This is a genomic window from Nocardia sp. BMG111209 (genome assembly GCF_000381925.1).
GTDB lineage: Bacteria > Actinomycetota > Actinomycetes > Mycobacteriales > Mycobacteriaceae > Nocardia.
Genome location: NZ_KB907307.1, coordinates 3,864,796 through 3,891,207, shown reverse-complemented (window position 1 = coordinate 3,891,207; position 26,412 = coordinate 3,864,796). Strand labels below are relative to the sequence as shown.

Sequence of the window (26,412 nt, the reverse complement as noted above, 5' to 3'; positions counted from 1 at the left end):
TGCGAAATATACCGGTGACAAATGAGGCCTGGAGGTTGTGCGACCGTGAAGAATCATCTCGTCCGTACCCATCGTTCCGCGGCGGACTTTCCGCGCGAGGAGCACCTCGCCTGGCAGATCGCCGAGGTCGCCGCGGACCCCGTGGCGGTGGCCCCGGAAACGGCGGAGATGATCGTCAACCGGATCATCGACAACGCGGCGGTCGCGGCGGCCTCGATCGCGCGGCGGCCGGTGGCCAATGCCCGCGCGCAGGCGCTGGGGCATCCGTACGAGCCGGGCTCGACGGTCTTCGGGGCCGGCGGCGCGTACTCGCCGGAGTGGGCGGCATGGGCCAACGGAGTCGCGGTGCGCGAGTTGGACTTCCACGACACCTTCCTCGCCGCCGAGTACTCCCATCCTGGTGACAACATCCCGCCGATCCTGGCCGTCGCGCAGCATGCCGGACGCTCCGGCCGCGACCTGATCCGCGGTCTCGCAACGGGTTACGAGATCCAGATCGATCTGGTGCGTGCGATCTGCCTGCACGAGCACAAGATCGACCATGTCGCCCACTTGGGGCCGTCCGCGGCCGCCGGTATCGGCACCCTGCTCGGGCTGCCCACCGAGACGATCTATCAGGCCGTCGGCCAGGCGCTGCACACCACCACCGCCACCCGGCAGTCCCGCAAGGGGCAGATCTCCAGCTGGAAGGCGTACGCCCCCGCCTTCGCGGGGAAGATGGCCGTCGAGGCCGTGGACCGCGCGCTGCGGGGCGAGGGTGCGCCGGCTCCCATCTGGGAGGGCGAGGACGGCGTGATCGCATGGCTGCTCGGCGGCCCGGAGGCGGAGTACTCGGTGCCGCTGCCCGGACCCGGCGAGCCCAAGCGCGCGATCCTCGATTCGTACACCAAGGAGCATTCGGCCGAATACCAGAGCCAGGCCCCGATCGACCTGGCCCGCCGGATGCGCGAACGGATCGGCAACCTCGACGAGATCGCGTCGATCGTGCTGCACACCAGCCACCACACCCACGTGGTGATCGGCACCGGCTCGGGCGATCCGCAGAAGGTCGATCCGCACGCCTCCCGCGAAACCCTGGACCACTCGGTCATGTACATCTTCGCGGTCGCGTTGCAGGACGGCGCCTGGCATCACGAGCGGTCCTACGCGCCGGAGCGCGCGCAGCGGCCCGACACCGTCGAGCTGTGGCGCAAGATCCGCACCGCGGAGGATCCGGAGTGGACCCGCCGGTACCACTCGACCGATCCGAACGAGAAGGCCTTCGGCGCGCGCGCCGAGGTCACGCTGCGCAGCGGCGAGGTGATCGTGGACGAACTCGCGGTCGCCGACGCGCATCCGCTCGGCGCCCGGCCGTTCGCCCGGGACCGGTATCTCGCGAAGTTCCGCACCCTCGCCGAGGGTGTCGTCGAGCCCGCCGAACAGGACCGCTTCCTGGATGTGGCCCAGCGCACCGCGGAACTGTCGGCCGACGAGCTGCGACAGCTCACCTTCACCGTGTCCGACGAGGTGCTCGCTCGCGCACCGCAACTGCCGAAGGGACTGTTCCGATGACCGGTCTGCTCGCCGCCGCCACCCCCGCCGCCGACAAGCGCGCCGCCTTCCGGGCGGGGCTGGCGTCGGGCACGATCCAGCGGTTCCCCGGCGCGTTCGATCCGTTGGTGGCCAGGCTGATCCAGGAGATCGGCTTCGAGGGTGTGTACGTCTCCGGGGCTGTGTTGTCCGCCGATCTGGCGCTGCCCGATATCGGCCTGACCACGCTCACCGAGGTCACCCAGCGCGGTGGTCAGATCGCGCGGGTCACCGATCTGCCGGTACTGATAGACGCCGATACCGGCTTCGGTGAGCCGATGAGCGCGGCGCGCACGGTGACGCTGCTCGAGGATGCGGGGCTCGCCGGTCTGCACCTGGAGGATCAGGTGAATCCGAAGCGGTGCGGTCACCTGGACGGGAAGGCCGTGGTGCCGACCGAGGAGATGGTGCGCCGCGTGCGTGCGGCCGTATCCGCGCGGCGGGACCCGAATTTCGTGATCTGCGCGCGCACCGACGCGGCCGGTATCGAGGGGATCGACGCCGCCGTCGCACGGGCCCTGGCGTACGCCGAGGCCGGTGCGGACCTCATCTTCACCGAGGCGCTGCACACCGTGCCCGACTTCGAGAAGTTCCGTGCGGCGGTGCCGATTCCGTTGCTGGCCAACATGACCGAGTTCGGCAAGTCCGAGCTGATCCCGGCCGGCACACTCGAGTCGATCGGCTACAACGCGGTCATCTACCCGGTGACGACGCTGCGCCTGGCGATGTGGGCGGCGGAGACCGGGCTGCGCGAGATCCACGAGCGGGGAACGCAATCCGGTCTGCTCGACCGGATGCAGACCCGCAGCCGCCTGTACGAGCTGCTGCAGTACGAGCGGTACAACGAGTTCGATTCCGGCATATTCGATTTCAGCCTCGGAAGGAATCAGTGATGGCCGAGACAGCGGGTACCGCGGTGCCCACGATCTACAAGGGTCTCGCCGGTGTGGTCGTCGACACCACCGCCGTCTCGAAGGTGGTGCCGGAGACCAACTCCCTGACCTATCGGGGCTACGCGGTGCAGGATCTGGCCGCGCACTGCGGCTTCGAACAGGTCGCCTATCTGCTCTGGTACGGCGAACTGCCCACCGGCATCCAGCTGGAGCGCTTCGCCCAGCAGGAGCGGGCCTCGCGGCGCGCCGACCGGTCGCTGCTGTCGCTGATCGCGAAGCTGCCCGACACCTGCCATCCGATGGACGTCGTGCGCACGGCCGTGAGCTTCCTCGGCGCCGAGGATCCGCTCGAGGACGACAACTCCGCGAAGGCCAACCGCGCCAAGGCCCTTCGGATGATGGCGGTGCTGCCGACCATCGTCGCCGCCGACCACCGCCGCCGGCACGGCCTGGAACCCATTGCGCCGCACTCGCACATGGGATTCGCGGAGAACTTCCTCAACATGTGCTTCGGCACGGTGCCGGCGCCGGAACTGGTGAAGGCCTTCGAGGTCTCGCTGATCCTGTACGCGGAGCACAGTTTCAACGCCTCCACCTTCGCCGCCCGCGTGGTCACCTCGACGCTGTCGGACATCTACAGCGCGGTCACCGCGGCCATCGGCGCGCTCAAGGGCCCGCTGCACGGCGGCGCCAACGAGGCGGTCATGCACGACATGCTCGAGATCGGCGATCCCGAGCTGGCCGGGGCGTGGATGCGCGACAAGCTGGCCGGGCGGCAGAAGGTGATGGGCTTCGGCCACCGGGTCTACAAGAACGGCGACTCCCGGGTGCCGACCATGCGAAAGGCGTTCCAGGACATCGCCGTCGCCACCGGCGGGCAGAAGTGGGTGCGCATGTACGACATACTCGAGCGCACCATGAACGAGGCCACCGGTATCAGGCCGAACCTCGACTTCCCGACCGGTCCGGCTTATTATTTGCTCGGGTTCGACATCGAGGTCTTCACCCCGATTTTCGTGATGAGCCGGATCACCGGCTGGACCGCTCACATCATCGAACAGGGCGAATCCAATGCGCTGATCCGTCCCCTGAGCGAATATGTGGGCGTGCCACAGCGTTCTGTCGTCGCTTGATCGCTTCCGGCTGTCGATAGTTTTTCCCGGACGGCCCGCACACACCTGTGCGGGCCGTCTCCCGTTTTCCCGGTGTGGGATGACCCCGCCCCAGAGTGATGAGACGAGGTAGACCGGATATGTTCGGCAAAGTGCTGGTGGCCAACCGCGGCGAGATCGCCATACGTGCCTTCCGGGCCGCATACGAACTCGGCGCCAACACCGTCGCGGTCTTTCCCTACGAGGATCGCAACTCCTCACATCGGCTGAAGGCCGACGAGTCGTACCAGATCGGGAAGGTGGGTCATCCCGTCCGGGCCTACCTCACCGTCTCCGAAATCATCTCGGCGGCACGGTATTCCGGTGCGGACGCGATCTATCCGGGGTACGGGTTCCTGTCGGAGAATCCGGATCTGGCGGCGGCGTGTGCGGAGGCGGGGATCACGTTCGTGGGTCCGTCGGCGTCGGTGCTGGAGTTGACCGGGAACAAGGCGCGGGCGATCGCGGCGGCGCGGGCCGCGGGGTTGCCGGTGCTGAATTCCAGTGCGCCGTCGGCGAATGTGGACGAGTTGCTGGCGGCATCGGCCTCGCTCGAATTCCCGGTATTCGTGAAAGCCGTCGCAGGTGGTGGCGGTCGCGGTATGCGCCGCGTCGCCGAGCCCGAATATTTGCGGGAGTCGATCGAAGCGGCGATGCGGGAGGCGGAATCCGCGTTCGGTGATCCGACGGTGTTCCTGGAGCAGGCGGTGGTGAATCCGCGGCATATCGAGGTGCAGATTCTGGCCGACGGTGCGGGCAATGTGATGCATTTGTTCGAGCGGGATTGTTCGTTGCAGCGGCGGCATCAGAAGGTGATCGAGTTGGCGCCGGCGCCGAATCTGGATCCGGTGTTGCGGGAGCGGATCTGTGCGGATGCGGTGGCGTTCGCGCGGGAGATCGGGTACTCGTGTGCGGGTACGGTGGAGTTTTTGCTGGATGAGCGTGGGAATCATGTGTTCATCGAGATGAATCCGCGGATTCAGGTGGAGCATACGGTGACGGAGGAGATCACCGATGTGGATCTGGTGCAGGCGCAGATGCGGATTGCGTCGGGGGAGTCGTTGGTGGATCTGGGGTTGAGTCAGGAGTCGGTGCGGATTCGGGGTGCGGCGTTGCAGTGCCGGATCACGACGGAGGATCCGGCCAACGGCTTCCGGCCGGACATCGGCCGGATCACCGGATACCGGAGTCCCGGTGGCGCGGGCGTCCGGCTCGACGGCGGCGCCAACGTCGGCGCGGAGGTCGGCCCGCACTTCGATTCGATGCTGGTGAAGCTCACCTGCCGGGGCCGCGACTTCGCCGCCGCGATCGCGCGGGCCCGCCGCGCGGTCACCGAGTTCCGCATCCGCGGGCTGTCCACGAACATCCCGTTCCTGCAAGCCGTGCTCGACGACCCCGATTTCCGGGCGGGCCGGGTCACCACCTCGTTCATCGACGATCGCCCCGAACTGCTCACCCGCCACGCCTCGGCCGACCGGGCATCGAAGATCCTGGAATACCTCGCCGAGGTGACGGTGAACAAGCCGCACGGCGAACGGCCGACCACCGTGTACCCGCACGACAAGTTGCCGGCGATCGACCTCACCGTGCCCCCGCCGGCGGGCTCGCGGCAGCGGCTACGGCAACTCGGGCCCGAGGGTTTCGCGCGGGCACTGCGCGAACAGACGGCAGTTGCGGTGACCGACACCACGTTCCGTGACGCGCACCAATCCCTGCTCGCCACTCGGGTACGGACCAGCGGATTGCTGGCCGTCGCCGGACATGTCGCGCGATCGACCCCCGAACTGCTGTCGATCGAGTGCTGGGGTGGTGCGACTTATGATGTGGCGCTGCGGTTCTTGTATGAGGATCCGTGGGAGCGGTTGGCGGCGTTGCGGGAAGCGGTGCCCAATATCTGTCTGCAGATGTTGTTGCGGGGCCGGAACACTGTGGGGTACACGCCGTATCCGGAGAAGGTGACTCGTGCTTTTGTGCGGGAGGCCACGGATACGGGGATCGATATTTTCCGGATCTTCGATGCGCTCAACAATGTGGATCAGATGCGGCCGGCGATCGATGCGGTCCTCGAAACCGGTACTGCGGTAGCGGAAGTCGCGCTGTCGTATACCGGTGATCTGTCGAATCCGGATGAGAACCTGTACACGCTGGACTATTACCTGAAGCTCGCCGAGCAGGTGGTGGACGCCGGGGCCCACATTTTGGCGATCAAGGACATGGCGGGTCTGCTGCGCGCTCCTGCTGCGCACACGCTGGTGACGGCGTTGCGCCGGAATTTCGATCTGCCGGTGCATGTGCACACCCACGACACTCCGGGTGGTCAGTTGGCGACGTATCTGGCGGCGTGGCAGGCGGGTGCGGATGCGGTCGATGGTGCCAGTGCCCCGATGGCGGGGACCACGAGCCAGCCGGCGTTGTCGGCGATCGTGGCCGCTGCCGCGCATTCCCCGTTCGACACGGGCTTGAACCTCCAGAACGTGTGTGATCTGGAGCCGTATTGGGAGGCGTTGCGGAAGGTGTACGGGCCGTTCGAGTCCGGCCTGCCGGGCCCGACCGGGCGTGTGTATCACCATGAGATTCCTGGTGGTCAGTTGTCGAATCTGCGGCAGCAGGCGATCGCGTTGGGTCTGGGTGATCGGTTCGAGGAGGTCGAAGCGAAATATGCTGCGGCGGATCGGTTGCTGGGCCGGTTGGTGAAGGTGACCCCGTCGTCGAAGGTGGTCGGTGATCTGGCACTGTCGCTGGTCGGCAGTGGTGTGGATATCGAGGATTTCGGGGGTGATCCGGCGCGGTTCGATATTCCGGATTCGGTGATCGGTTTTCTGCGTGGGGAGCTGGGTACTCCGGCGGGTGGTTGGCCGGAGCCGTTCCGGACGCGGGCACTGGCCGGTCGCGGACCGGCGCGACCGGAGACCGAACTCACACCGGAAGATGAAGCGGCGCTGGATGGTTCGTCACAGCAGCGTCAGGAGACGTTGAACCGCTTGCTGTTCCCGGCGCCGACCACCGAATTCCTCTCACACCGCGAGAAATACGGCGACACGTCCAACCTCTCGGCGAACCAGTTCTTCTACGGCCTGCGCCACGGTGAGGAACACCGTGTCCAGCTGGAGAAGGGTGTGACCCTGCTGATCGGGCTCGAGGCCATCTCCGAACCCGACGACCACGGAATGCGCACCGTCACCTGCATTCTCAACGGACAGCTGCGCCAGGTGGTGGTCCGTGACCGCGCCATCGGGCAGCAACTACCGACCGCCGAGAAGGCCGATCCGAAGGACCCCGGGCACCTGCCGGCCCCGTTCTCCGGCGTGGTGACCGTGACCGTCGCCGTCGGTGACCGCGTCGAGGCCGGGGACACCGTCGCCACCATCGAGGCCATGAAGATGGAGGCCGCGATCACCGCCCCGCGCGCCGGCGTGGTCGACCGCATCGCGATCGGCACCACACACGAGGTCGACGGCGGGGACCTGCTACTGGTGATCGCCGACTGATCCGGACGCTCGTGGGTCCCGCAGCTGCGGGACCCACGAGCGCGGCTGTCAGGACTGCCGCACCGCCGCCGCGGCCGCGACCAGGTTACGCAGCGAATCCGTCACCTCGGCGGTGCCGCGGGTCTTCAGACCGCAGTCCGGATTGACCCACAAGCGCTGCGCCGGAACGGCTTTCAGCGCCAGCCGCAGCGACGTGGTGATCTCGTCCACGCTCGGCACCCGCGGCGAGTGGATATCGTAGACACCCGGCCCGACCCCGAGATCGAAGCCGATCGCGTTGAGGTCGTCGAGCACCTCCATATGCGAGCGGGCCGCCTCGATCGAGGTGACATCGGCATCGAGTTCCGCGATCGCGCCGATGATCTCACCGAACTCCGAGTAGCACAGATGGGTGTGCACCTGGGTGGCGTCCGCGACACCCGAGGTCGCCAGCCGGAACGCTGCGACCGCCCAGGCCAGGTAGTCGGCCTGATCGGCCCGGCGCAGCGGCAGCAGCTCCCGCAGCGCGGGCTCGTCCACCTGGATGATCGCCGTACCGGCCGCCTCCAGATCGACCGTCTCGTCCCGGATCGCCAGCGCGATCTGCCGCGCGGTGTCGGCCCGCGGCTGATCGTCCCGCACGAAGGACCAGGCCAGGATCGTGATCGGGCCGGTCAGCATGCCCTTCACCGGCTTCGGTGTCAGCGACTGCGCGTACGAGATCCAGTCGACCGTCATCGGCGCGGTCCGTACGACATCGCCGAACAGGATCGGCGGCCGCACGCACCGCGAGCCGTAGGACTGCACCCAGCCGTTGGCCGTGGCGGCGAAACCGTCCAGCTGCTCGGCGAAATACTGCACCATGTCGTTGCGCTCGGGCTCGCCGTGCACCAGCACGTCCAGCCCGATATCTTCCTGCAGCGCAACCACTTCGGCGATCTCCGCGCGCATCCGCTCGTCGTATTCGGCCGGGTCGATCTCACCGCGCACCAGCGCCGCGCGGGCCAGCCGGATCCGGCCGGTCTGCGGATAGGAACCGATGGTCGTGGTCGGCAGCAGCGGCAGGCCCAGGCGTTCCTGCTGCAGCGCACGCCGTTCCTCGGCCGGCGCGCGGCTCGTGTCGCCGGTGCTCAGCGCGGCGAGCCGGTCGCGCACGTCCGCGACGTGCAACCGTGCGTCGGCGTGGCGGTCGCGCACCGCGGTCCGCGCCACCTCCAGCTGATCGGCGACACCGTCCTGCCCCTCGTGCAGGGCGGTGGCCAGCATCCGGACCTCGGCGATCTTCTCGTCACCGAAGGCCAGCCAGGACTTCAGCCGGGCCTCCAGACCCGTTTCCGGGGCCAGACCGTAGGGCACGTGCAGCAGCGAGCACGAACTCGACACCGCCACCGGCACACCCGCGTCGCGCAGTTCGGCGAGCCGGGCCAGCGCGGGATCGGGGTCGATGCGCCACACGTTGTGACCGTCGACGATGCCCGCGACCAGCAGGGTTCCGGTCAGCGACCGCGCGGCCGGCACATCGGCGTCGCCACCGGCCACGAAATCCACCGCGACGGCCTCGACGCCGGTCGCCGCCAGCAACGGCAACGTCGCGCCGAGCCGGCCGAAATAGGTGGCGACGAGGATCGACGGCCGCGCGGCCGCCGCCGCCAGCGCCCGGTACACCGTCTCCACGGCGGTCAGTTCCGCCGGGGTCAGATCGGTGACCAGCGACGGCTCGTCCAGCTGGACCCACTGCGCGCCGGCCTCGGCCAGCCGGGCCAGCAGCTGTTCGTACAGCGGGATCAGATCGCCTGCCCGATCGAGCGCCACGCTGCCGTCGGTGGTCTTGGCGAGCTTCAGGAAGGTGATCGGGCCGACGACCACCGGCCGGGCGGGCACCCCGAGTTCGAGCGCCTCCCGCAGTTCGGCCAGCGGCTTCTCCGGATGCAGCGCGAAGCGGGTACCGGCGCTGATCTCCGGCACGAGGTAGTGGTAGTTGGTGTCGAACCACTTGGTCATCTCCAGCGGCGCCACGGTGGCGGTGCCACGCGCCGCGGCGAAGTAGCGGTCCAGCTCGTCATCGATGCCCTGCACCCGCTGCGGCAGGGCCCCGAGCAGCACCGCGGTGTCCAGGACGTGGTCGTAGTACGAAAAGGTCCCCACCGGAACCGAATCCAGGCCGGCGTCCCGCATCGACGTCAGCTGGGTCGTCCGCAGTTCGGCGGAGATCCGGTGCAACTCGGCCGCGTCGACGCGTCCGGCCCAATACGATTCGACGGCCCGCTTGAGCTCGCGACGCGGACCGATGCGCGGCGCCCCGAGCACCGTCGCGGTGAAGGTTGTCTCAACGTTCGGCACTGTTGTGCTCCCTCGTCAGCAGTGGAAAGACCGCCACCCATCGAGCGCACACTGCAACGGCCGCGGCACGGCCACGGCGACGTTCGGCGTACCACCCTGTCCACGGGGCGACGACCGCCGGATACGGCGTATCCGGCGCAATCTGGCAGGTCTTCGGACTCACGGGCGCCGGCCCCGAGGGGTCGACCCCGGCCCATCCGGCCGGGGCTGGTCCTACCGGCCGTCGCTTCCCAGGCTACGAGCCCAGTGCTCATGACGGCTGTCGTTCCCGTTCACCGCTGCGGGACAGTCCCGGATTCCCACCGGGTTCCCTCTCACTCCCGAACGGCACGAATGCGCCGCCGGGAGCTTCGACGCCGCGCGGTGGGTTCGGGGCTCCTCAGCTCCACCACGGGCGAACCAGCTGCACCGACCAGCATACGAGGCGCGACCGCGGCCCGGTGCGCGGGGAGCTTCCCCGACCGGTTATCGGGTCAGCCGATGCGGGTGGCGCGGCTCACCGAACTACGCCACGCCCCCGGCCGGTGACCGACCTGGCCGAGGCGATCGGCATGGCACAGTCGGCGGTGTCGCATCAGTTGCGGCTGCTGCGCAACCTCGGCTTGGTCGCCGGTACCCGAACCGGGTGGTCGATCGTGTACAGCCTCTACCACTACCACGTCGAGCAGCTGTGCCTCGGGCTGTCCGGCCGGCCCGAGGTCGGCTGAGATCGACCGGGCCGTCGGTACTTTCGCGCATGTGCCGGGTGCGCCGACCGGTACGCGCTCAGGGCGTGACGATCGGGAAGTTCGGATCGGGTTCGCCGAGCACGGATTTCAGCTGTGCCAGTTTCGACGGATCGCCGGACACCCGGATCGTGCCCGCCCGCACCGCTTCCGCGAGATCCTGCCCGCCCGCCAGCACGGCGACGAGGGCCGGCCGGTCGAGGGTGAAGGCGGTATCCGGTGCGGGACCGGCGTTCTCGGGTGACAGCACGTGGTGGACGAACACGCCGTTGCGGAGTTCGGTTCGGTAGGTGCGGTTTTCGTCGGTGAGGTGCCAGTCGGCGATCAGGTGCAGATCCCAGGCCGCGGGGCCGTCGATGCGGAAGGCGACCGCGTCGAGAAGCTGATCGACGGACAGCGCGCTCGCCATCGACGCCGAGGAGGTGCCGGTGGGGGTGCCGATCGCGCCGTGCCGGAGTTCGTAGGCGCCGGTGAGGTAGAAGTTGCGCCACGGCCCGTTCTCCGCGCCGTAGCCGAGTTGCTCGAAAACCTCGGCCTGCAACGCTTTCGCCGCGTCGTTGCCCGGGTCGGCGAAGATCACGTAGTTCAGCAGTTGCGCGGCCCAGCGGTGATCGCCGTCGGCGTGGGCCCGGCGGGCCCGGTCGATCGTGGCGTCCGCGCCGCCCATCGCCGCGACGTGCCGTTCGGCCGAGGCCACCGGCGGATGCTCCCACAGGTGAGCGGGATTGCCGTCGAACCAGCCCATGTAGCGCTGGTAGACGGCCTTCACATTGTGGCTGATCGAGCCGTAGTAGCCGCGGTTGTACCACTTCCGCTCGAGGGTGGGTGGCAGCCGCATCGTCTCGGCGATCTCGATGCCGGTGTGGCCCCGGTTGATCAGCCGCAGGGTCTGATCGTGCAGGTAGCCGTAGGTGTCCGCCTGCAGGGTCAGCCATTCGGTGACGTTGTCGGTGCCCCAGGTGGGCCAGTGGTGGGAGGCGAAGGCGACGTCGGTCCGGTGCGCGAACAGCGTGATCGTCTCGTTGAGGTACTGCGCCCAGACGTGCGCGTCGCGGACCAGCGCGCCGCGCAGGGTGAGGATGTTGTGCAGGGTGTGGGTGGCGTTCTCCGCGGTACAGAGCACCCGGTGGTCGGGGAAGTGGAAGTTCATCTCCGCCGGCGCCTCGGTGCCCGGGGTGAGCTGGAAGTCGATCCGTACCCCGTCGATCACCTCCTGCTGGCCGGTCGCGGTGATGTCCCGGGTCGGCGGCAGCAGGGTGACCGTGCCGGTGGAGGTGGTCATGCCCAGTCCGGCGCCGACCTGGCCGCGCGGCCCGCGGGGGAGGGCCGCGCCGTACATGTAGGCCGACCGGCGGGCCATCGCGGTACCCGCGAAGATGTTCTCCGCCACCGCATGTCGCACGAATCCGGCCGGGGCCAGCACCGGGACCCGGCCCGACGCGGCGTCCTCGGCGGTGGCGACACCCAGCGCGCCGCCGAAGTGGTCGACATGGGAGTGGGTGTAGATCAGCCCGGTGACCGGGCGGTCCCCGCGATGCCGGCGGTACAGGTCCAGGCCCGCTTTCGCGGTCTCGGCCGAGATCAGCGGGTCGATGACGATCACGCCGGTGTCGCCCTCGACGAGCGTCATATTCGACAGGTCCAGGCCGCGGATCTGGAAGAAGCCGGGCGCGACCTCGTACAGGCCCTGCCGCAGCACCAGCTGCGATTGCCGCCACAGCGCGGGATGCACCGAATTCGGGCAGCTGCCCCGGATGAAGGCGTAGGAATCGGCGTCCCACACCACCTTGCCGTTCTCGTCCTCGATCACGCCCGGTTCCAGCGCGGCCACGAAGCCGCGGTCGGCGTCGGCGAAATCGGCGGTATCGGCGAACGGGGGCGCCTGATGCTCGTCGTCCATGTCGCTGTCTCCTGTACGGCTCGAACCGGTCGGGACTTCGGATGGATCGCGGGTGGACCGGCTCCGAGCGTAGTCCGGGAGGTGACCGGCGGGTCCGTTCGCACCGGATGCGGTTCCGGATCGATATTCGGGCGGGAGCGGTTCGCGCCTTCCCGGTGCGGGGAAGCGAACCCCGAGGCGGAATCCCGGCCGGAACTAGGGTCGGACCGAATGGTCGGTCGGATGGCTCGGATCAGCGGATCGGAAGAGTGTGATGTCTTCGCGTGTCGAAACTGGTCGATCGACCAGTACCTACCGGGAGCCGGCGGCGGAACTACCGGACGCGGCGGGCCGATTCGGCGCGTACGGCGGGCGATACGCGCCCGAGGCGCTGATGGCGGCGCTGACCGAGTTGGCGGAGGCCTATCGGCTGGCGCGCGCCGACCCAGCCTTCGGGATCGAGCTCGAGACGCTGCTGCGCGAGCGGGCGGGCCGGCCGACCCGGCTGCACCGGGTGCCGGGGTTCGAGCGACTGCTCGGGGTGCCGGGGGTACGGGTGTACGTGAAGCGCGAGGATATGGCGCACACCGGGGCTTACAAGATCAACAATGCGCTGGGACAGGGGCTGCTCGCCGCGCGGATGGGCAAGACCCGGGTGATCGCCGAGACCGGCGCCGGTCAGCACGGGGTGGCGGTGGCGTCGGTCTGCGCGATGCTCGGGCTGGACTGCGTGGTCTACATGGGAGCGCACGACATGGCCCGCCAGGAGGCGAACGTCGCGCACATGCGGGTGCTCGGCGCCGAGGTCCGCCGGGTCGACGCGGGTGGTCGCAAGGTGAAAGCGGCTGTGAGCGAAGCGGTTCGGGACTGGGTGTCCTCGACCGGCAGTTCCTTCCTGTTGTTCGGCACGGTGACCGGGCCGGCGCCGTATCCGGCCATGGTGCGCGATTTCCAGACCGTGATCGGACGGGAGTCCCGGCGGCAGTTGCTGGCGGCCACGGGGCGTCTGCCGGATCGGGTGGTGGCGTGCGTGGGTGGCGGCAGCAATGCGCTGGGGCTGTTCCATGCCTTTCTCGACGAGCCCGATGTCGCGCTGATCGGGGTCGAGGCGGCGGGGCGGGGGATCGAGAGCGGGCAGCACGCCGCGGCGATCACCGCCGGGATACCCGGTGAACTCGACGGCACGTTCAGCTACCTGTTGCAGGATGCCGACGGGCAGGTGTCGCGCACGCACAGTATCGCGGCGGGACTGGACTATCCGGCGGTCGGGCCGGAGCACGGCTATCTGCGGGATCGGGGCCGGGTCCGGTACCACGCCGTCACCGATGCCACCGCGCTGCGCGGATTCCAGGCGTTCGCGCGCGGTGAGGGCATCGTTCCGGCGCTCGAATCCGCCCATGCCATCGGCCATCTCCTGGAATCCGCCGAGCGCGGCGAGTTGCCGGCGGACTCGCTCGTGCTGCTCGGCCTGTCCGGGCGGGGTGACAAAGATTTGGGCATTGTGGCGGTGACATTGCCAGAAGCGTGATCGAATTCGGGCGAATCGGATCAACGGGCCGGAGCGACTTGTATGCTGCGATGAAGTGAACATAGGGCTTTTCAGTTCGTGATTCGAGGGTCCGATGAAGATTCGTACTTCGGGTGTCCTCCTCGTCCGGTCAGCGAGTGTGCTGGTCGTCGGGGTGTGCCTGCTGGGTGTGGCGGCGTGTGGCGGTGCCGCCACCGAGCGATCGCAGGGCGGTGGCAGCAGCGCGGTGCCCGCGCCGGCGGCCGCGGTGCCGGCGGTGGTGAGCAGTGCCGTCGCCCCGGCCCCCGCCGCCCCGGCCCCGGTGCCCGTGGATGAGCCGGGACCGGCGCCCACCACCACGGAGCCCGCACCGGCGCCCACGACGACCGAGGCGCCCGCGCCGCAACCGGTCGCGCCGAAGCCCGCGCCGCAACCGGCTCCGCAGCCGAAACCTGCGCCGCCGACGCTGGACGCACCCGGCTTCGAGCCGCGCGCGGGCTACTGAGGAATATGGGAGTCGGCATGCGATCGGCAGTCACCGGCGTCGGGAGGGGATTGCGCGGTGTGTGCGCGGCGGCCCTCGCGGTCGCCGCCTCCGCGGTGGGTGTCACCGCGGCGCACGCGGATCCCGTACCGGAGGGCAAACAGGTTGTCGTCCTGGGGGATTCGTACACCGCCAACGGATGGGACCCGCAGTCCGCGGGCAATGTCTGTGTGCGCGGGAACAATTCGTGGCCCGCACAGCTGGGCCGGCTGATGGGACCGCAGGGTTCCGATCAGATGGCGAATCCGTCCTGTTCGGGGGCGTCCATCGACAGCGGACCGGGATTCACCCTCGCCATGGAGGTGCTGCAGGCCGACCACGCCGGCGCCTTCGGCCCGGCGACGAAACTGGTGACGCTGCAACTGGGTCTCGACGACCACTGGGGTGACACCGATCAGACGCTCTGGTACGGATTGCAGCAGTGCGTCTTCGACCTGATCCGCGGCTGTGATCTGGATGCGGTGGAGCAGGGCCGGATTCCGGACGTGCGCGGGGTGACCGGCGCCGCGTACGCCGACCGGGTCCGCGCCGCGGTGACCTACATCCGGTACTACGCGCCGGCCGCGCACATCGTGGTCGTCGGGTATCCGGAGATCCTGCCGCCCGGGCAGAGCACCGTCTGCCTGAGCATTCTCGGTGTGGCGCCGTTCATCCAGCCGCGCGGGCGGGCCGTCGTCGTGTACTTCGACCGCATCGATCAGGCCCAGCGCGACGCCGCGCAGTCCCTCGGGCTGGACTTCTTCGACGCCCGCGCGCTGACCACCGGCCACGGGCTGTGCTCCGCCGACCCGTGGCTCAACGGGGTGTTCGATCCGCGCACCGACGTCGCGGGGCTGCCGTTCCATCCGTCCACGCACGGTGACGCCGTCGTCGCGAACGCGTTGTACGACAGGTACCTTCGATGACCCGGCCCCCTGAGATCCTGCCCGCACCGGTGGTGAGCGGTGCCGCGGCGGCGGCGGTCGATGCCGTGCCCATGGTGACCGATGCTCCACCGGTGGTGACCGGGGCCGGGGCAGTCGTGACCGACGTTGGGCCGGAAACGGCCGGTGCCGGAACGGCGGTGGCCGAGGTCCGGCCGGTGGTGGCCGACGGAGGCGCGGGGGCGAGTGCCGGTGGGGGAGAGCGGCGGCCGGAGTTGCCGTCGTTGACCGGTGCGCGGTGGTGGGCCGCGTTCGCGGTCTTCGTTCTGCATGCCCTGGTGTTCCTGCCGGTGTACCCGTTCCAGAAGTCCGAGCTGTTCCGGCACATCCATCAGTGGATGCCGATGCAGCTCGGGGCCGCGGGGGTCACCTTCTTCTTCGTGTTGTCGGGCTTCATCATCTACTGGTCGTTCCGGCCGGGGATGCCGGTGCCGCTGTTCTATCGGCGGCGGGTGCTCAAGATCTATCCGACCCATCTGGTCGCGGCCGCGGCATTCGTGCTGGTGGCCGGGGTGCCGTTGCACCGGCTCGTGGTGTGGCTGCCGAATGTGCTGCTCGTGCACGCCTGGGTGCCGAAGTGGAGTACCGTCGGCGGGCTCAACGTGCCGTCGTGGTCGCTGGCCTCGGAAATGCTGTTCTACCTGAGCTTTCCGTTGTTGCTGCCGGTAGTGCGGCGGATTCCGACGCGGCGGCTGCTGCTCGCGGCCGTGCTGCTGGTGGTGGCGGTGCTGGCATTGCACGCCGCGTTCTATCTGTGGGTGCCGGGGCCGAAGGGGATCGCGAACGCGTTCGCACCCCGGCTGGTACCCGGTGACAGCTCACCGCATTTCGAGCTGCACGCCTCGCAGGCGTGGTTCGCGCAACCGGATATCCCGGTGGCGCAGTCGTATTGGCTCGGCTACACCTTCCCGCCGGCGCGGCTGCCGGAGTTCTACCTGGGGGTGCTGACCGCGCGCATGGTGCTCGAAGGACGTTGGCGCAGTACCCGTCTCGCGCCGCCGCTGCTGGCGCTGGTGGTCGCCTACGCGGCGACCTGGGTGGTGCCGATCGACTTCAAGATGTCCGCGCTGCTGATCGCCCCGACGGCGGCCGTGGTCGCCACCATGGCGGCCCGCGACCTGCAGGGCATCCGCGGGTGGAACGCGCATCCGCGAATGGTGTGGTTCGGCAACATCTCCTACGCGTTCTACCTGATCCAGTTTCCCGTGATGGTGCTCGTCACCCGATTCCTCATCGGCGGCAGGCAGTTCGGGATTCTCGGCTGGGCCGGATTCGCGCTGCTCGTCCTCGTCCTGGCGACCGCGGCCGCCGCGGCGCTCTATCACTGGGTCGACCTGCCGATCATGAACCGGTTCGCCGGGCGCTCGGCCCCGCGGGCGAAGGCCCCGCCTACGATGACGCCATGACCGTGACCCAGCGCCTGCAGGTGGTGCCCTCCTCGTTCGCCGTCGAGCACCTGCCCACCGCGACCTTCCCCGAGGACGACGAGTGGGTCGCGCTGGTCCGGGCGCCGGAGGGCCTCACCGTGGTGCGCGAGGCGCCGCCGTGGGGTGACGGGGAACGCTGGATCGGCTTCTACGGTGGCGACAACGCGCGCGGCCACGATCATCCCGGCGCGCTGGCCGCGCTGGTGGCGCCGCTGGCCGAGGCGAGCATCCCGGTCTTCGTCGCCTCCACCTATCACGCCGATCTGGTGCTGGTGCCCGATCACCGCCGCGACGAGGCGGCCGACGTCCTGCGCGCGGCCGGGCACCGGATCGGCTGAGCGCGGAAGTCGGTGCGCCCGAGGGACTTCGGCTGAGCGCGGAAGTCGTTGCGTCCCGGAGATTTCAGGCGGGTGCGGTGGCCGCCAGACCGTACAGCAGGGGGAGGATCGGGTCGGCGGTCGGCAACCGCCACCAGCCGCCGGCGGTACGCACCATCTGCGGAAAACGCGGCCAGGGAAGCAGATCCGTCTCGGTCAGGCCGGTGATGCGCAGGCCCGCGGCGAGCAGGGCGGTGACCACCTCGCCCAGTCCGTGCCGCCACTCGTAGACCGTCGTGGCCGAGGTCAGATCGGGCCCGTCGGTGTAGGTGTGGACGCTGTCGCGCAGCTGCGCACCACGGCCCTCGAGATAGTCGTCGCGCAATTCCAGCGCACTGGGATCGCTGCCCGGGGGCGGGGTGGGGCCGAGCGAGTGCAGCAGCGGATGGAATTCGACGATGTACAGCAGACCGCCGGGCCGCAGCAGATCCGCCACCACCCGCGCCCAGGCGGTCAGGTCCGGCAGATAGCAGAGCGCGCCCTTGCCGGTGTAGACGACGTCGAAACGCCTCGCGCCCAACGCTTCCCGGGCCTCGTACACATCCGCACAGACGTACTCGACCGTATCGCCGGACAATTCGCGGGCATGCCGCACCGACTCCGGCGAGAAGTCCAGGCCCACCGCGCGAGCGCCGCGCCGCGCGAATTCGACCGTCTCCGTACCCAGATGGCATTGCAGGTGCAGTACATCGCGGTCGCGGAGGTCGCCGAGCGCCTCCCACTCGAAGGGCGCGAACCAGTAGCCGGGTTCGGGGTCGAGGTAGAAGCGGCTGGCGGCGTGAATGGGGGCGCGAGCATCCCAGTTCTGCCGGTTCGTCAGCAGCGGATCGATGGCCACCACCCCCATGTTATGCGCCGGACACGGGCCCGGTGCCGAGATCACGAATGCGTCTCATTTCCGTGTTGTTGTGCAGCAATCGGCGCCGGAGTTCCGGGCGGCCCCCGGCGGCAGGAGCACAATCGTGGGGTGGCGGAGACCGATGCGACCCTCGAACTGTTGGAGCGCGCGCTCACCCAGCTGGCGGCGGTGATCGCCATCGAGCGCGACGATCAGGACGATCTGCCCACCCCCTGCACCGAATGGTCGGTCCGCGATCTGCTCGCCCACGTCGTCACGCAGGATCTGCGCAACTTCTCGGCCGCCGCGCTCGGTGAGACGCCCGACTGGGCGGCGATCCCGCCGGTCTCCCTCGGCGCCGACCGGCTGACACAGTTCCGCGTCGGTGCCGAGGAACTGCTGAAGATCTGGCGGACCGCCGACCTCGCCCGCCCGATACCCGTGCCCGGCGGCCGGACCGCCCCGCTGCGCTCCCGCCTCGACCAGCAGATCACCGAATCGACCGTGCACACCTGGGATCTCGCGCAGGCCACCGGCGCCCGGGTGATCCTCGACGACGCCCTCGCCGAATACGGACTGGCCTGGTCGCAGGGTATGCTCCGGCCCGAATTCCGCGGTCCCGGAAAGGCTTTCGGGAACGAGGTGCCCGTCGATCCGGCGGCGCCGGCCTACGACCGGCTGGCCGGCTGGTTCGGCCGCGATCCCGGCTGGATCCCGCCGCCGGTCGGCGCCTGGCTCACCTGACCACGCACCGCCCGCAGCGGCGCCGCCGCCTTGAGCACCATCTCGTCGAATTCGGCCGCCGCCTCGGAATCCAGCACGACCGCACCCCCCGCGCCGATCCGCCAGCGGCCCTCGTGGTGAACCGCGGTCCGGATGACGATGTTCAGGTCGGCGGTGCCACCGAGCCCGAGAAATCCGATCGTGCCCGAATAGATCCCGCGCGCCTCGGTTTCCAGCCGATCGATGATCTCCATGGTGCGCAGCTTCGGCGCCCCGGTCATCGAACCACCCGGGAAACACGCACGCACACAGTCGATCACCCCGACCTCCGGCCGGCGCCTGCCGCGCACCGTGGACACCAGCTGATGCAGCGTGGCGTAGGTCTCCACCGCCATCAGCTCCGGCACGTACACGCTGCCGAGCTCGCACACCCGGCCGAGATCGTTGCGCAGCAGGTCCACGATCATCAGATTCTCGGCCCGCGTCTTCGGATCGAGAACCAGTGCGCGGCGCAGACTCTCGTCCGCCTCGGCATCCGCCCCTCGCGGCGCGGTCCCCTTGATCGGCTTGCTCTCCACACTCCGATCCCGCCCCACCTTCAGGAACCGCTCGGGCGAGGAACACGCCACCACCATCTCCCCGAACCGCAGAAACGCCGCATACGGCGCCGGATTGGCCCGCCGCAACCCCCGATACACCGCCAGCCCGGCAGCCGGCCGGTCGGTGAGTGTTGCTTCGGATGTTTCGCGGGTCGGCGGTGCGGCTTCGGTGTCGGGGACGGTCAGCTGGTCGGTGAGTGTGACCTCATAGGTCTCACCGGCTCGTAGTGCGGTCCGGATGTCGGCGATATCGGCGAGATAGCGGTCCCGGCCCCGGGACAGCCGCGCCTCGTCGATCACGGTGGTCCACCCGGGATCCGGCGGCGGTGACGACCGATCCGGCCGATCGGCGTGGCACTCGAGGACGGCCCGGGTCTCGCTCATCCAGCGGTGTTGTGCGGCGGCACTTTCCGGCTCGCTCAAGGCGATCAGGTGGGTGCGGGATTCGTGGTGGTCGACCACCACGAGGCGATCGGCGAACACCCATACGGCGTCGTCGGTCGGGGAGCGGTGTGCGGCGGCCCCGCCGCAATCGGCCTTCATCTCGTAACCGAGATAGCCGACGTAGCCGCCCGCGAAATCGAAAGGCACATCGGGGAATTCGATCCGCCGCCGATCCAGTTCCGCGGCCAGATAATCGAGTACGGTGCCCGGTGCGGAGCACTCGCCCTCACCGGTGCGCACCCGCACGTGGCCGTCGCCGACCCGGTACCGAATCACCTCGGCGGCCGGGCCACTCGCGTCCCCGAGGTAGGAGAACCGGCCCGCTCCGGCCTCGGCCAGCGCGCTGTCCAGCCAGAAGGCGGTTTCCGCGTGCCCGTGCAACCGAGCGAAGGCCACCTCGGTGTCCACCGCATGCTCGACAACCTGGTGCACCACGTCGAACCGGCGAATCGACCGGTCCTCGGACGACACGGGTCCGGAAATCGCCACCGCGAGAACATGTTTCGTGCGATCGTCACGCCACCCCGGTCCGGTCGCACAGCGCTCCTGCGGTCCGGCACCGATCGATTCGCGCGGTCCGGCCGCGGCCGGCCCGTCCCGCTCGGCGGCGAAGCGTTCGCTCAGCCGGGTGAAATTCCGCATCAGGGTGGCGCCGTGCTCGCTGCACACCGACTCCGGATGGAACTGCACGCCCCATTGCGGGCGGGTGCGGTGCCGGACTCCCATGATCACGCCGTCGGGGGCGGTCGCGGTGACCTCCAGCGCCTCGGGTAGCGGGGTGGCCGCGCACAGCGAGTGGTAGCGGACCGCGGTGAAATCGTCCGGTAGTCCCTCGAACAGGTCCTGTCCGTCGTGATGGATCAGGTCCGGGAAGCCGTGCCGGGGGGCCGGTGCGGAGACGACCGACCCGCCCGCGCCGAGCACGATCCCCTGATGTCCGAGGCACACCCCGAGCAGCGGCAGTTCCGCGTGCTCGACGAGATAGCGGGAGAGGCCGAAATCCCTTGCCACATCGGGGCGTCCGGGTCCGGGGGAGATCACGATGTTGTCGAAGACGGATACATCGAGCAGCTCCGGATCCAGCTCGTCGTTGCGGATCACGGTCGGTGGGTACCGGTTCACGGACCCGATCAGCTGAAAGAGGTTGTAGGTGAACGAGTCGTAGTTGTCCACCAGCAGCGTGTGGGTCCGCCTCCCGGCACCGCTCACCGTGCGGCCGCCTGCTCGGGTCCGGCGGCGGTCCGGTGGATCGGCCCACCGGGGCGATCCGGCGGAGTTGCCGGAAGGTGCCGAGAGGGGTGTGCCGGGAGCATGCTGCCCACCGTAGCGGGTGGCGCCGATCGGGCCGCGAGGCATATTGATGGCGGATGCCTTCAGTTGTGAGCGGGGCATGGTGCAGAATGTGGGCATGACTGTGGTGCAACCGGCCGGCGTCGACCGGGAAGTCGTCGATTTCGCTGTCGTGGGGTCCTGGATGGCGGAACAGGGACTGCCCGGGGGCGACTTCGAGGAGGTGACCGCGCTCGGCGGTGGCACCCAGAACGTGATGCTCCGGTTCCGGCGCGGCGGTCGGGAATATGTGTTGCGCCGCGGCCCGAAACACTTGCGGCCCAAGAGCAACGACGTGATCCGGCGGGAGGCGCGGTTGCTCGGCGCGCTGGCCGGCACCGATGTCCGCGCGCCCCGGGTGATCGCCGCCTGCCCCGACGAATCGGTGCTGGGCGCGGTCTTCTACCTGATGGAGCCGATCACCGGATTCAACCCGCAGACCGAGCTGCCGGATCTTTACGCCGGCGATCCGGAGGTCCGCCGGCGGATGGGACTGTCCGCGGTGGAGGCGATCGCCCGGCTCGGCTCGGTGGACTACGTGGCCCTCGGGCTGACCGATTACGGCAAGCCGGACGGTTTCCTCGAGCGGCAGGTGCCGAGGTGGCTGTCGGAGCTCGAGTCCTACCCCGCCAACGCCGGCTATCCCGGCCACGAGATACCCGGTGTGCAGCGCGTCGGCGACTGGCTGGAGCGGCACCGCCCGCTGGAGTGGACGCCGGGCATCCTGCACGGGGACTGTCACCTGGCCAACGTGATGTTCCACTACGACCGTCCGGAGGTCGCCGCCCTGGTCGACTGGGAGATGTCGACCATCGGCGATCCGCTGCTGGATCTCGGCTGGCAACTGGCCACCCGGTCCGAGCCGGGTACCGCGGGTGCGGGATTGTTCGGCAAGCTGGGCGAGGTCGGCGGGCTGCCCACCGCCGCGGAGATGATCGCCGAGTACGGCCGGTTCTCCGAGCGCGATCTCGGGCACGTCACCTGGTACACGGTGCTGGCGTGTTTCAAGCTGGGGATCGTGCTGGAGGGTACGCACGCCCGCGCCTTCGCCGGTAAGGCGCCGAAGCAGGTCGGCGATTTCCTGCACGCCATCACCCTGGAACTGTTCGAGCAGGCGAACGGTCTGATCGAGTAGGGGTTCCGGCCGCGGGCACCGGCGTGCGGGAGCGTGGCCGCGGGGTCGTAGGCTCGTGGCCGTGCAAGCACTGGAGCAGATTCGGCAGTGGCCGGTCCGGCATGCCGCCGCGGGTGTGGCGACGGCACAGGGGATCCTGGCCACCGAGGGGGACGACGCGCGGGTCTACGGACTCGCGTCGGTGACGAAACCGCTTGTGGCATATGCGGTTCTGATCGCGGTCGAGGAGGGCGCGATCGAACTGGACCAGCCCGCCGGGCCGCCGGGCTCGACCGTGCGACATCTGCTGGCGCACACCTCCGGCCTGGCCTTCGACACCAATGTGATCCTCGCCGAGCCTGGTTCGAAGCGAATCTATTCCAGCTCCGGATTCGAGGTGCTGGCCCAATTCGTCACCGACCAGACCGGTATCCCGTTCCCGGATTATCTGCGCGAGGCGGTTTTCGAGCCACTCGGAATGAAATCCGCGGTACTGGCCGGTTCCGCCGGGCACGCCGGCCGCGCCTCGCTGGCCGACATGCTGGCATTCGCCGGGGAATTGGTGAATCCCGCCCTGCTCACCCCGGAGACCCTGGCCGCGGCGACCGGCGTGCAATTCCCCGGCGTCAACGGCGTGCTGCCGGGCTTCGGCTCCCAGCGCCCCAACGACTGGGGACTGGGCTTCGAGATCCGCGATCACAAGACCCCGCATTGGACCGGATCGGCCAACTCACCGGCGACCTACGGCCATTTCGGCCAGTCCGGAACATTTCTCTGGGTGGATCCGATAATCGGGGTGGCGAGTGTGGCGCTGACCGACGAGAATTTCGGCGATTGGGCCCGCGCGGTGTGGCCCACGTTCAGTGACGCGGTGATCGCGGAAATCGGCCGATAGCGGCAAAAACACACAGGAAAAAGTAACACCCGTAACTCGGGACCCTCCAGTAAGCTCGTGTCACGCACCGGCTCGACGGTCGTTGGGGAAGACGGCCCATGTCGACGCTGGAGGTGTCCTGGTGCGCGGATCGAGTCAATTCGCGGATGTGACGGCTGGAGTGGTGTACATCCACTCGTCGCCGGCCGCGCTGTGCCCGCACATCGAATGGACTCTCGCCTCCACTCTCAAGGCCCCCGCCAAACTGCGCTGGACCACCCAGCCGGTCGTCGCCGGTCAATTGCGGACCACCATCGACTGGGTGGGCCCGGTCGGTACCGCCGGACGGCTGGCGCAGGCGTTGCGCGCGTGGCCGATGCTGCGATTCGAGGTCACCGAGGATCCCAGCGAGGGGGTCGACGGTGAGCGCTGGTGCTTCGTGCCCGGCCTGGGCCTGTGGCACGGAACCACCAGTGCCAACGGCGATCTGATGGTCGGCGAGATGCGACTGCGGGCCATCGTCACCGCCGCGCGCGAGCGCGGCCGTGGCACCGCCGCCGAGATCTCGGCCGATATCGACCGTGCCCTCGGCACCGCGTGGGACGACGATCTCGAGCCGTACCGCTACGGCGAGGGCGCCGAGGTCACCTGGCTGCGCCGCGACGTCGGCTGATCCGCTCGCGACCTGCCGGTACCGGGCCGGTCGCCCCGGTACAGTGGAAATGCCGTGGCAGGGAATGCGAAACGGGTGGCTCCGATCGGAGCCACCCGTTTCACATTCCTCCGGTGTCGCGAAACACCTTCTCGCACAGTCCCTTACAGCGGGATGTTCTTGTTGTGGCTGGGCCGGGCCGGGGCCGCGGCCAGAGCGGCGGCGATGGTGGAACGGGTCTTCGCCGGGTCGATGACCTCGTCGACGACGCCGATCGACACCGCACGGGCCACGCCACCGGCGATCTGCTCGTGCTCGACGGTCAGGCGCTCGATCAGGGCCTCGCGCTCCTCCTCGGGAGCGGCCGCGATCGCCTTCTTGTGCAGGATGCCCACGGCGGCCTTGGCGCCCATGACCGCGACCTCGGAACCGGGCCACGCGTAGACCGCGGTGGCGCCGAGCGAGCGGGCGTTCATGGCGATGTAGGCGCCGCCGTAGATCTTGCGGGTGACCAGGGTGACACGCGGGACGCGGGCCTCGGCGAAGGCGTGCAGCAGCTTGGCGCCGCGGCGCACCACACCCTCCCACTCCATGCTGACGCCGGGCAGGTAGCCGGGCACATCGGTGATCACGACCAGCGGGATACCGAAGGAGTTGCACAGCCGCACGAACCGGGCCGCCTTCTCGGCGCTCTCGGAGTCGAGGCAGCCACCCAGGTGCAGCGGGTTGTTGGCCAGCACACCGACGGTCCGGCCGGCCAGCCGGCCCAGGCCGGTGACCATGCTGCGGGCGTAGCCGCCCTGGAACTCCTCGAACGACGACTCGCCGTCGACATTGTCCAGGAGCTCGTTGACCAGCGGCTTGACGTTGTAGGCGCGCTTGGCCGACTCCGGCAGCAGCGCGCGCAGGTCGACATCACCGTGCTCGGCGGCGACCAGATCGAATTCGCCCTGTTCGGCGAACATGGACACCAGGCGACGGCCGCGGTGCAGCGCGTCCTGCTCGTCCTCGGCGACGATGTGGCACACGCCGGACTTCTTGCCGTGGGTGACCGGGCCACCCAGGGTGGCCATGTCGACGTTCTCGCCGGTGACCGAGCGGACCACGTCGGGACCGGTGACGAAGACCCGGCCCTCGGGGGCCATGATCACCACGTCGGTCAGCGCGGGGCCGTAGGCGGCGCCGCCGGCGGCGAAGCCGAGCACCACCGAGATCTGCGGAACCAGGCCCGAGGCGCGGACCATGGCCTCGAACACCAGGCCGACCGCGTGCAGGGCCTCGACACCCTCGGCGAGCCGGGCGCCGCCCGAATGCCAGATGCCGACGACGGGCAGGCGCGAGTCGATCGCGGTGTCGATCGCGTCCACGATGTGCTTGCAGCCGTCGACGCCCATGGCGCCACCCATCACGGTGGCGTCCGAGCAGTAGGCGACGGTACGGACGCCGTCGACCTCGCCAATGGCGGCCAGCACACCGGACTTGTCGCGGGGGTGTAGCGGGAGAACCGTTCCGGGATCGAAGAAGCGCTGCAACCGGCCGAGCGGATCCCGGGGATCGGTTACGGCATCCGCATGAGCGGGAGCCAGAATGGTCATCGCGTTATCTCCTCGAGGGGATATGTAGGAGTCGCTTGAGCGGCTGCGTAAGTTGTGGAACGAAAGTTCGAGTTCGTACTGCGGAATCGAATCCGGTGGGGCATCCACGACATCGGGGGAGATACCTCCATTGGACCACCCCACCGGATTCATCCGATTACCGGCCGGTCAACGGCCGATGACATCAGTACCGGCCGAAGGCGAGCGCAACATTGTGCCCGCCGAAGCCGAACGAGTTGTTGATCGCGTACTCGATGTCCTGACGGCGGGCTTCGCCGTGCACGACATCCAGGTCGATCTCCGGATCCTGGTTCTCCAGGTTCAGCGTGGGCGGCACGATGCCGTCCCGGATGCTGAGCACGGTGAGCACCGACTCCAGGGCGCCGACGGCGCCGATGGAGTGGCCCAGGGCGGATTTGGGCGCGTAGACCGATGCGTGGCCGACGCCCGCCTTGTGGATCGCCCGCGCCTCCGCGGTGTCACCGATGGGGGTGGCGGTCGCATGGGCGTTGACGTGGGTGATGTCGGTCGCCGAAAGGCCGGCGGTCTGCATCGCGCGCTTCATCGCGCGACCGGCACCGCTGCCCTCCGGATCCGGGGCGACCAGGTGGAAGCCGTCGGAGGTGATACCGGCACCCATCACGCGGGCGTGGATGGTGGCCCCACGCGCCTTGGCATGTTCCTCGGTCTCGATGACCATGAGCGCACCGGCCTCGCCGAAGACGAAGCCGTCGCGAGCGGAGTCGAACGGCCGTGACGCACCCTTCGGATCCTCGTTGCGCGTGCTCATCGCCCGCATCATCGAGAACGCCGCGATCGGTACCGAGTCGATGAAGCCCTCGACGCCGCCGGTGACGACGATGTCCGCATCGCCCATGACGATCATCCGCCACGCGTTCGCGATGGCCTCCGAACCCGACGAACACGCCGAGACCGGAGTGATGACGCCGGCTCGCGCCTTGAGCTCGAGCCCGACGACCGCGGACGGACCGTTCGGCATGACCATCTGCACGGCCAGCGGCGAGATCTTGCGATAGCCGCCGGTCTTCAGCTTGTCGACCGAGTCGATCAGTGCGTCACCGCCACCGAGGCCGGTGCCGATCGCCACGGCGAGCCGCTCCGGGTCGACGTCCGGGCTGCCGGCGTTCTTCCACACCTCGCGGCCCAGCACGGTGGCCAGGCGCTCGACGTACGCCATGCGGCGGATCTCGACCCGTTCGAGCAACGTGTCCGGCGATACCTTCAGGTGACCGCCGATGCGGACCGGAAGGTTGTACTGCTCGATGAAATCGTCCTCGAGAACCTCGATTCCGCTTTCACCGTTGAGCAGACCCTTCCACGTCGCATCGACATCGCCCGCGATCGACGTGGTCGCCGCCAGGCTGGTAACGACGACGTTGGGAAAATTCCCGTTGAGGGTGGAAGGAGAGGTCACGGATATC

The 26,412-nt window shown here is 69.0% G+C and carries 19 protein-coding genes, 1 pseudogene and 1 riboswitch; of the genes and pseudogenes, 14 read left to right on the top strand and 6 right to left on the bottom strand.

What is annotated here, in order from left to right:
* The first annotated feature begins 45 nt into the window (after window positions 1-45).
* The 4 genes from prpD (at window position 46) to G361_RS0117860 (ending at window position 7,101) form a co-directional block, all read left to right on the top strand.
* A complete protein-coding gene (prpD, locus tag G361_RS0117875) occupies window positions 46-1,551 on the top strand; it encodes a 2-methylcitrate dehydratase PrpD (protein ID WP_019928473.1) in 1,506 nt (501 codons plus the stop codon).
* Window positions 1,548-2,462 carry a methylisocitrate lyase gene (gene prpB, locus G361_RS0117870; RefSeq protein WP_019928472.1) on the top strand — a complete coding sequence of 305 codons (915 nt, stop codon included), beginning with the start codon at window positions 1,548-1,550 and terminating at the stop codon, window positions 2,460-2,462. The genes prpD and prpB overlap by 4 nt, the downstream gene beginning before the upstream one ends.
* On the top strand, window positions 2,462-3,595 hold the full coding sequence (locus tag G361_RS0117865; RefSeq protein WP_019928471.1) for a bifunctional 2-methylcitrate synthase/citrate synthase: 1,134 nt from the start codon (window positions 2,462-2,464) through the stop codon (window positions 3,593-3,595). The genes prpB and G361_RS0117865 overlap by 1 nt, the downstream gene beginning before the upstream one ends.
* A 119-nt stretch (window positions 3,596-3,714) precedes the next feature.
* The gene (locus G361_RS0117860; RefSeq protein WP_019928470.1) at window positions 3,715-7,101 is read left to right on the top strand and encodes a pyruvate carboxylase; all 3,387 of its coding nucleotides are present in this window, start codon (window positions 3,715-3,717) and stop codon (window positions 7,099-7,101) included.
* A gap of 48 nt (window positions 7,102-7,149) precedes the next feature.
* Here the strand turns inward: G361_RS0117860 and metE are convergent, their stop codons facing one another.
* Window positions 7,150-9,420 (bottom strand): 5-methyltetrahydropteroyltriglutamate--homocysteine S-methyltransferase, encoded by a 2,271-nt coding sequence (gene metE, locus G361_RS0117855; protein ID WP_036494143.1) that lies wholly within the window; start codon window positions 9,418-9,420, stop codon window positions 7,150-7,152.
* A 126-nt stretch (window positions 9,421-9,546) separates the two neighbouring features.
* Window positions 9,547-9,770, bottom strand: a riboswitch (cobalamin riboswitch).
* Between the two features lie 67 nt (window positions 9,771-9,837).
* Between metE and G361_RS51000 the strand changes: the two are divergent.
* A pseudogene (locus tag G361_RS51000) lies at window positions 9,838-10,127 on the top strand (ArsR/SmtB family transcription factor).
* Between the two features lie 58 nt (window positions 10,128-10,185).
* On the opposite strand, the gene G361_RS0117845 reads toward G361_RS51000, so the two are convergent.
* On the bottom strand, window positions 10,186-12,045 hold the full coding sequence (locus G361_RS0117845; protein WP_019928467.1) for an alkyl/aryl-sulfatase: 1,860 nt from the start codon (window positions 12,043-12,045) through the stop codon (window positions 10,186-10,188).
* Between the two features lie 253 nt (window positions 12,046-12,298).
* Between G361_RS0117845 and trpB the strand changes: the two genes are divergently transcribed.
* From trpB to G361_RS0117820, 5 genes are all read left to right on the top strand, one after another.
* On the top strand, window positions 12,299-13,552 hold the full coding sequence (trpB, locus tag G361_RS0117840; protein WP_019928466.1) for a tryptophan synthase subunit beta: 1,254 nt from the start codon (window positions 12,299-12,301) through the stop codon (window positions 13,550-13,552).
* Between the two features lie 94 nt (window positions 13,553-13,646).
* On the top strand, window positions 13,647-14,036 hold the full coding sequence (locus G361_RS50370; protein ID WP_196814496.1) for a hypothetical protein: 390 nt from the start codon (window positions 13,647-13,649) through the stop codon (window positions 14,034-14,036).
* 17 nt (window positions 14,037-14,053) lie between these two features.
* On the top strand, window positions 14,054-14,980 hold the full coding sequence (locus G361_RS0117830; RefSeq protein WP_063711864.1) for an SGNH/GDSL hydrolase family protein: 927 nt from the start codon (window positions 14,054-14,056) through the stop codon (window positions 14,978-14,980).
* The gene (locus tag G361_RS0117825) at window positions 14,977-16,404 is read left to right on the top strand and encodes an acyltransferase (RefSeq protein ID WP_231386910.1); all 1,428 of its coding nucleotides are present in this window, start codon (window positions 14,977-14,979) and stop codon (window positions 16,402-16,404) included. The genes G361_RS0117830 and G361_RS0117825 overlap by 4 nt, the downstream gene beginning before the upstream one ends.
* Window positions 16,401-16,763 carry an ACT domain-containing protein gene (locus G361_RS0117820; protein ID WP_019928462.1) on the top strand — a complete coding sequence of 121 codons (363 nt, stop codon included), beginning with the start codon at window positions 16,401-16,403 and terminating at the stop codon, window positions 16,761-16,763. The genes G361_RS0117825 and G361_RS0117820 overlap by 4 nt, the downstream gene beginning before the upstream one ends.
* 64 nt (window positions 16,764-16,827) lie before the next feature.
* On the opposite strand, the gene G361_RS0117815 is transcribed toward G361_RS0117820, so the two are convergent.
* Entirely contained in the window at window positions 16,828-17,649 is an 822-nt protein-coding gene (locus tag G361_RS0117815; protein ID WP_019928461.1) for a methyltransferase, read from the bottom strand.
* 120 nt (window positions 17,650-17,769) lie between these two features.
* Here G361_RS0117815 and G361_RS43955 point away from each other — a divergent pair, with 120 nt between their 5' ends.
* On the top strand, window positions 17,770-18,384 hold the full coding sequence (locus G361_RS43955) for a TIGR03086 family metal-binding protein (RefSeq protein ID WP_019928460.1): 615 nt from the start codon (window positions 17,770-17,772) through the stop codon (window positions 18,382-18,384).
* Here G361_RS43955 and pabB read toward each other — a convergent pair.
* Complete coding sequence (gene pabB / locus G361_RS0117805) at window positions 18,309-20,615, bottom strand: aminodeoxychorismate synthase component I (RefSeq protein ID WP_019928459.1); 2,307 nt, start codon at window positions 20,613-20,615, stop codon at window positions 18,309-18,311. The genes G361_RS43955 and pabB overlap by 76 nt on opposite strands.
* Window positions 20,616-20,814: 199 nt before the next feature.
* On the opposite strand from pabB, the gene G361_RS0117800 reads away from it, so the two are divergent.
* The 3 genes from G361_RS0117800 to G361_RS0117790 all read left to right on the top strand — a co-directional run bounded on the left by G361_RS0117800 (window position 20,815) and on the right by G361_RS0117790 (window position 23,396).
* A complete protein-coding gene (locus G361_RS0117800; RefSeq protein ID WP_026343172.1) occupies window positions 20,815-21,870 on the top strand; it encodes a phosphotransferase family protein in 1,056 nt (351 codons plus the stop codon).
* 61 nt (window positions 21,871-21,931) lie between these two features.
* Window positions 21,932-22,744 (top strand): serine hydrolase, encoded by an 813-nt coding sequence (locus G361_RS0117795; protein WP_026343171.1) that lies wholly within the window; start codon window positions 21,932-21,934, stop codon window positions 22,742-22,744.
* A 121-nt stretch (window positions 22,745-22,865) separates the two neighbouring features.
* Window positions 22,866-23,396, top strand: coding sequence for a DUF3145 domain-containing protein (locus G361_RS0117790; RefSeq protein ID WP_026343170.1), 531 nt, complete (start codon window positions 22,866-22,868; stop codon window positions 23,394-23,396).
* Window positions 23,397-23,539: 143 nt separating this feature from the next.
* On the opposite strand, the gene G361_RS0117785 is transcribed toward G361_RS0117790, so the two are convergent.
* A complete protein-coding gene (locus G361_RS0117785; protein WP_019928455.1) occupies window positions 23,540-24,970 on the bottom strand; it encodes an acyl-CoA carboxylase subunit beta in 1,431 nt (476 codons plus the stop codon).
* Window positions 24,971-25,154: 184 nt separating this feature from the next.
* A complete protein-coding gene (locus G361_RS0117780; protein ID WP_019928454.1) occupies window positions 25,155-26,405 on the bottom strand; it encodes a KasA/KasB family beta-ketoacyl-ACP synthase in 1,251 nt (416 codons plus the stop codon).
* Between the last annotated feature and the right edge of the window lie 7 nt (window positions 26,406-26,412).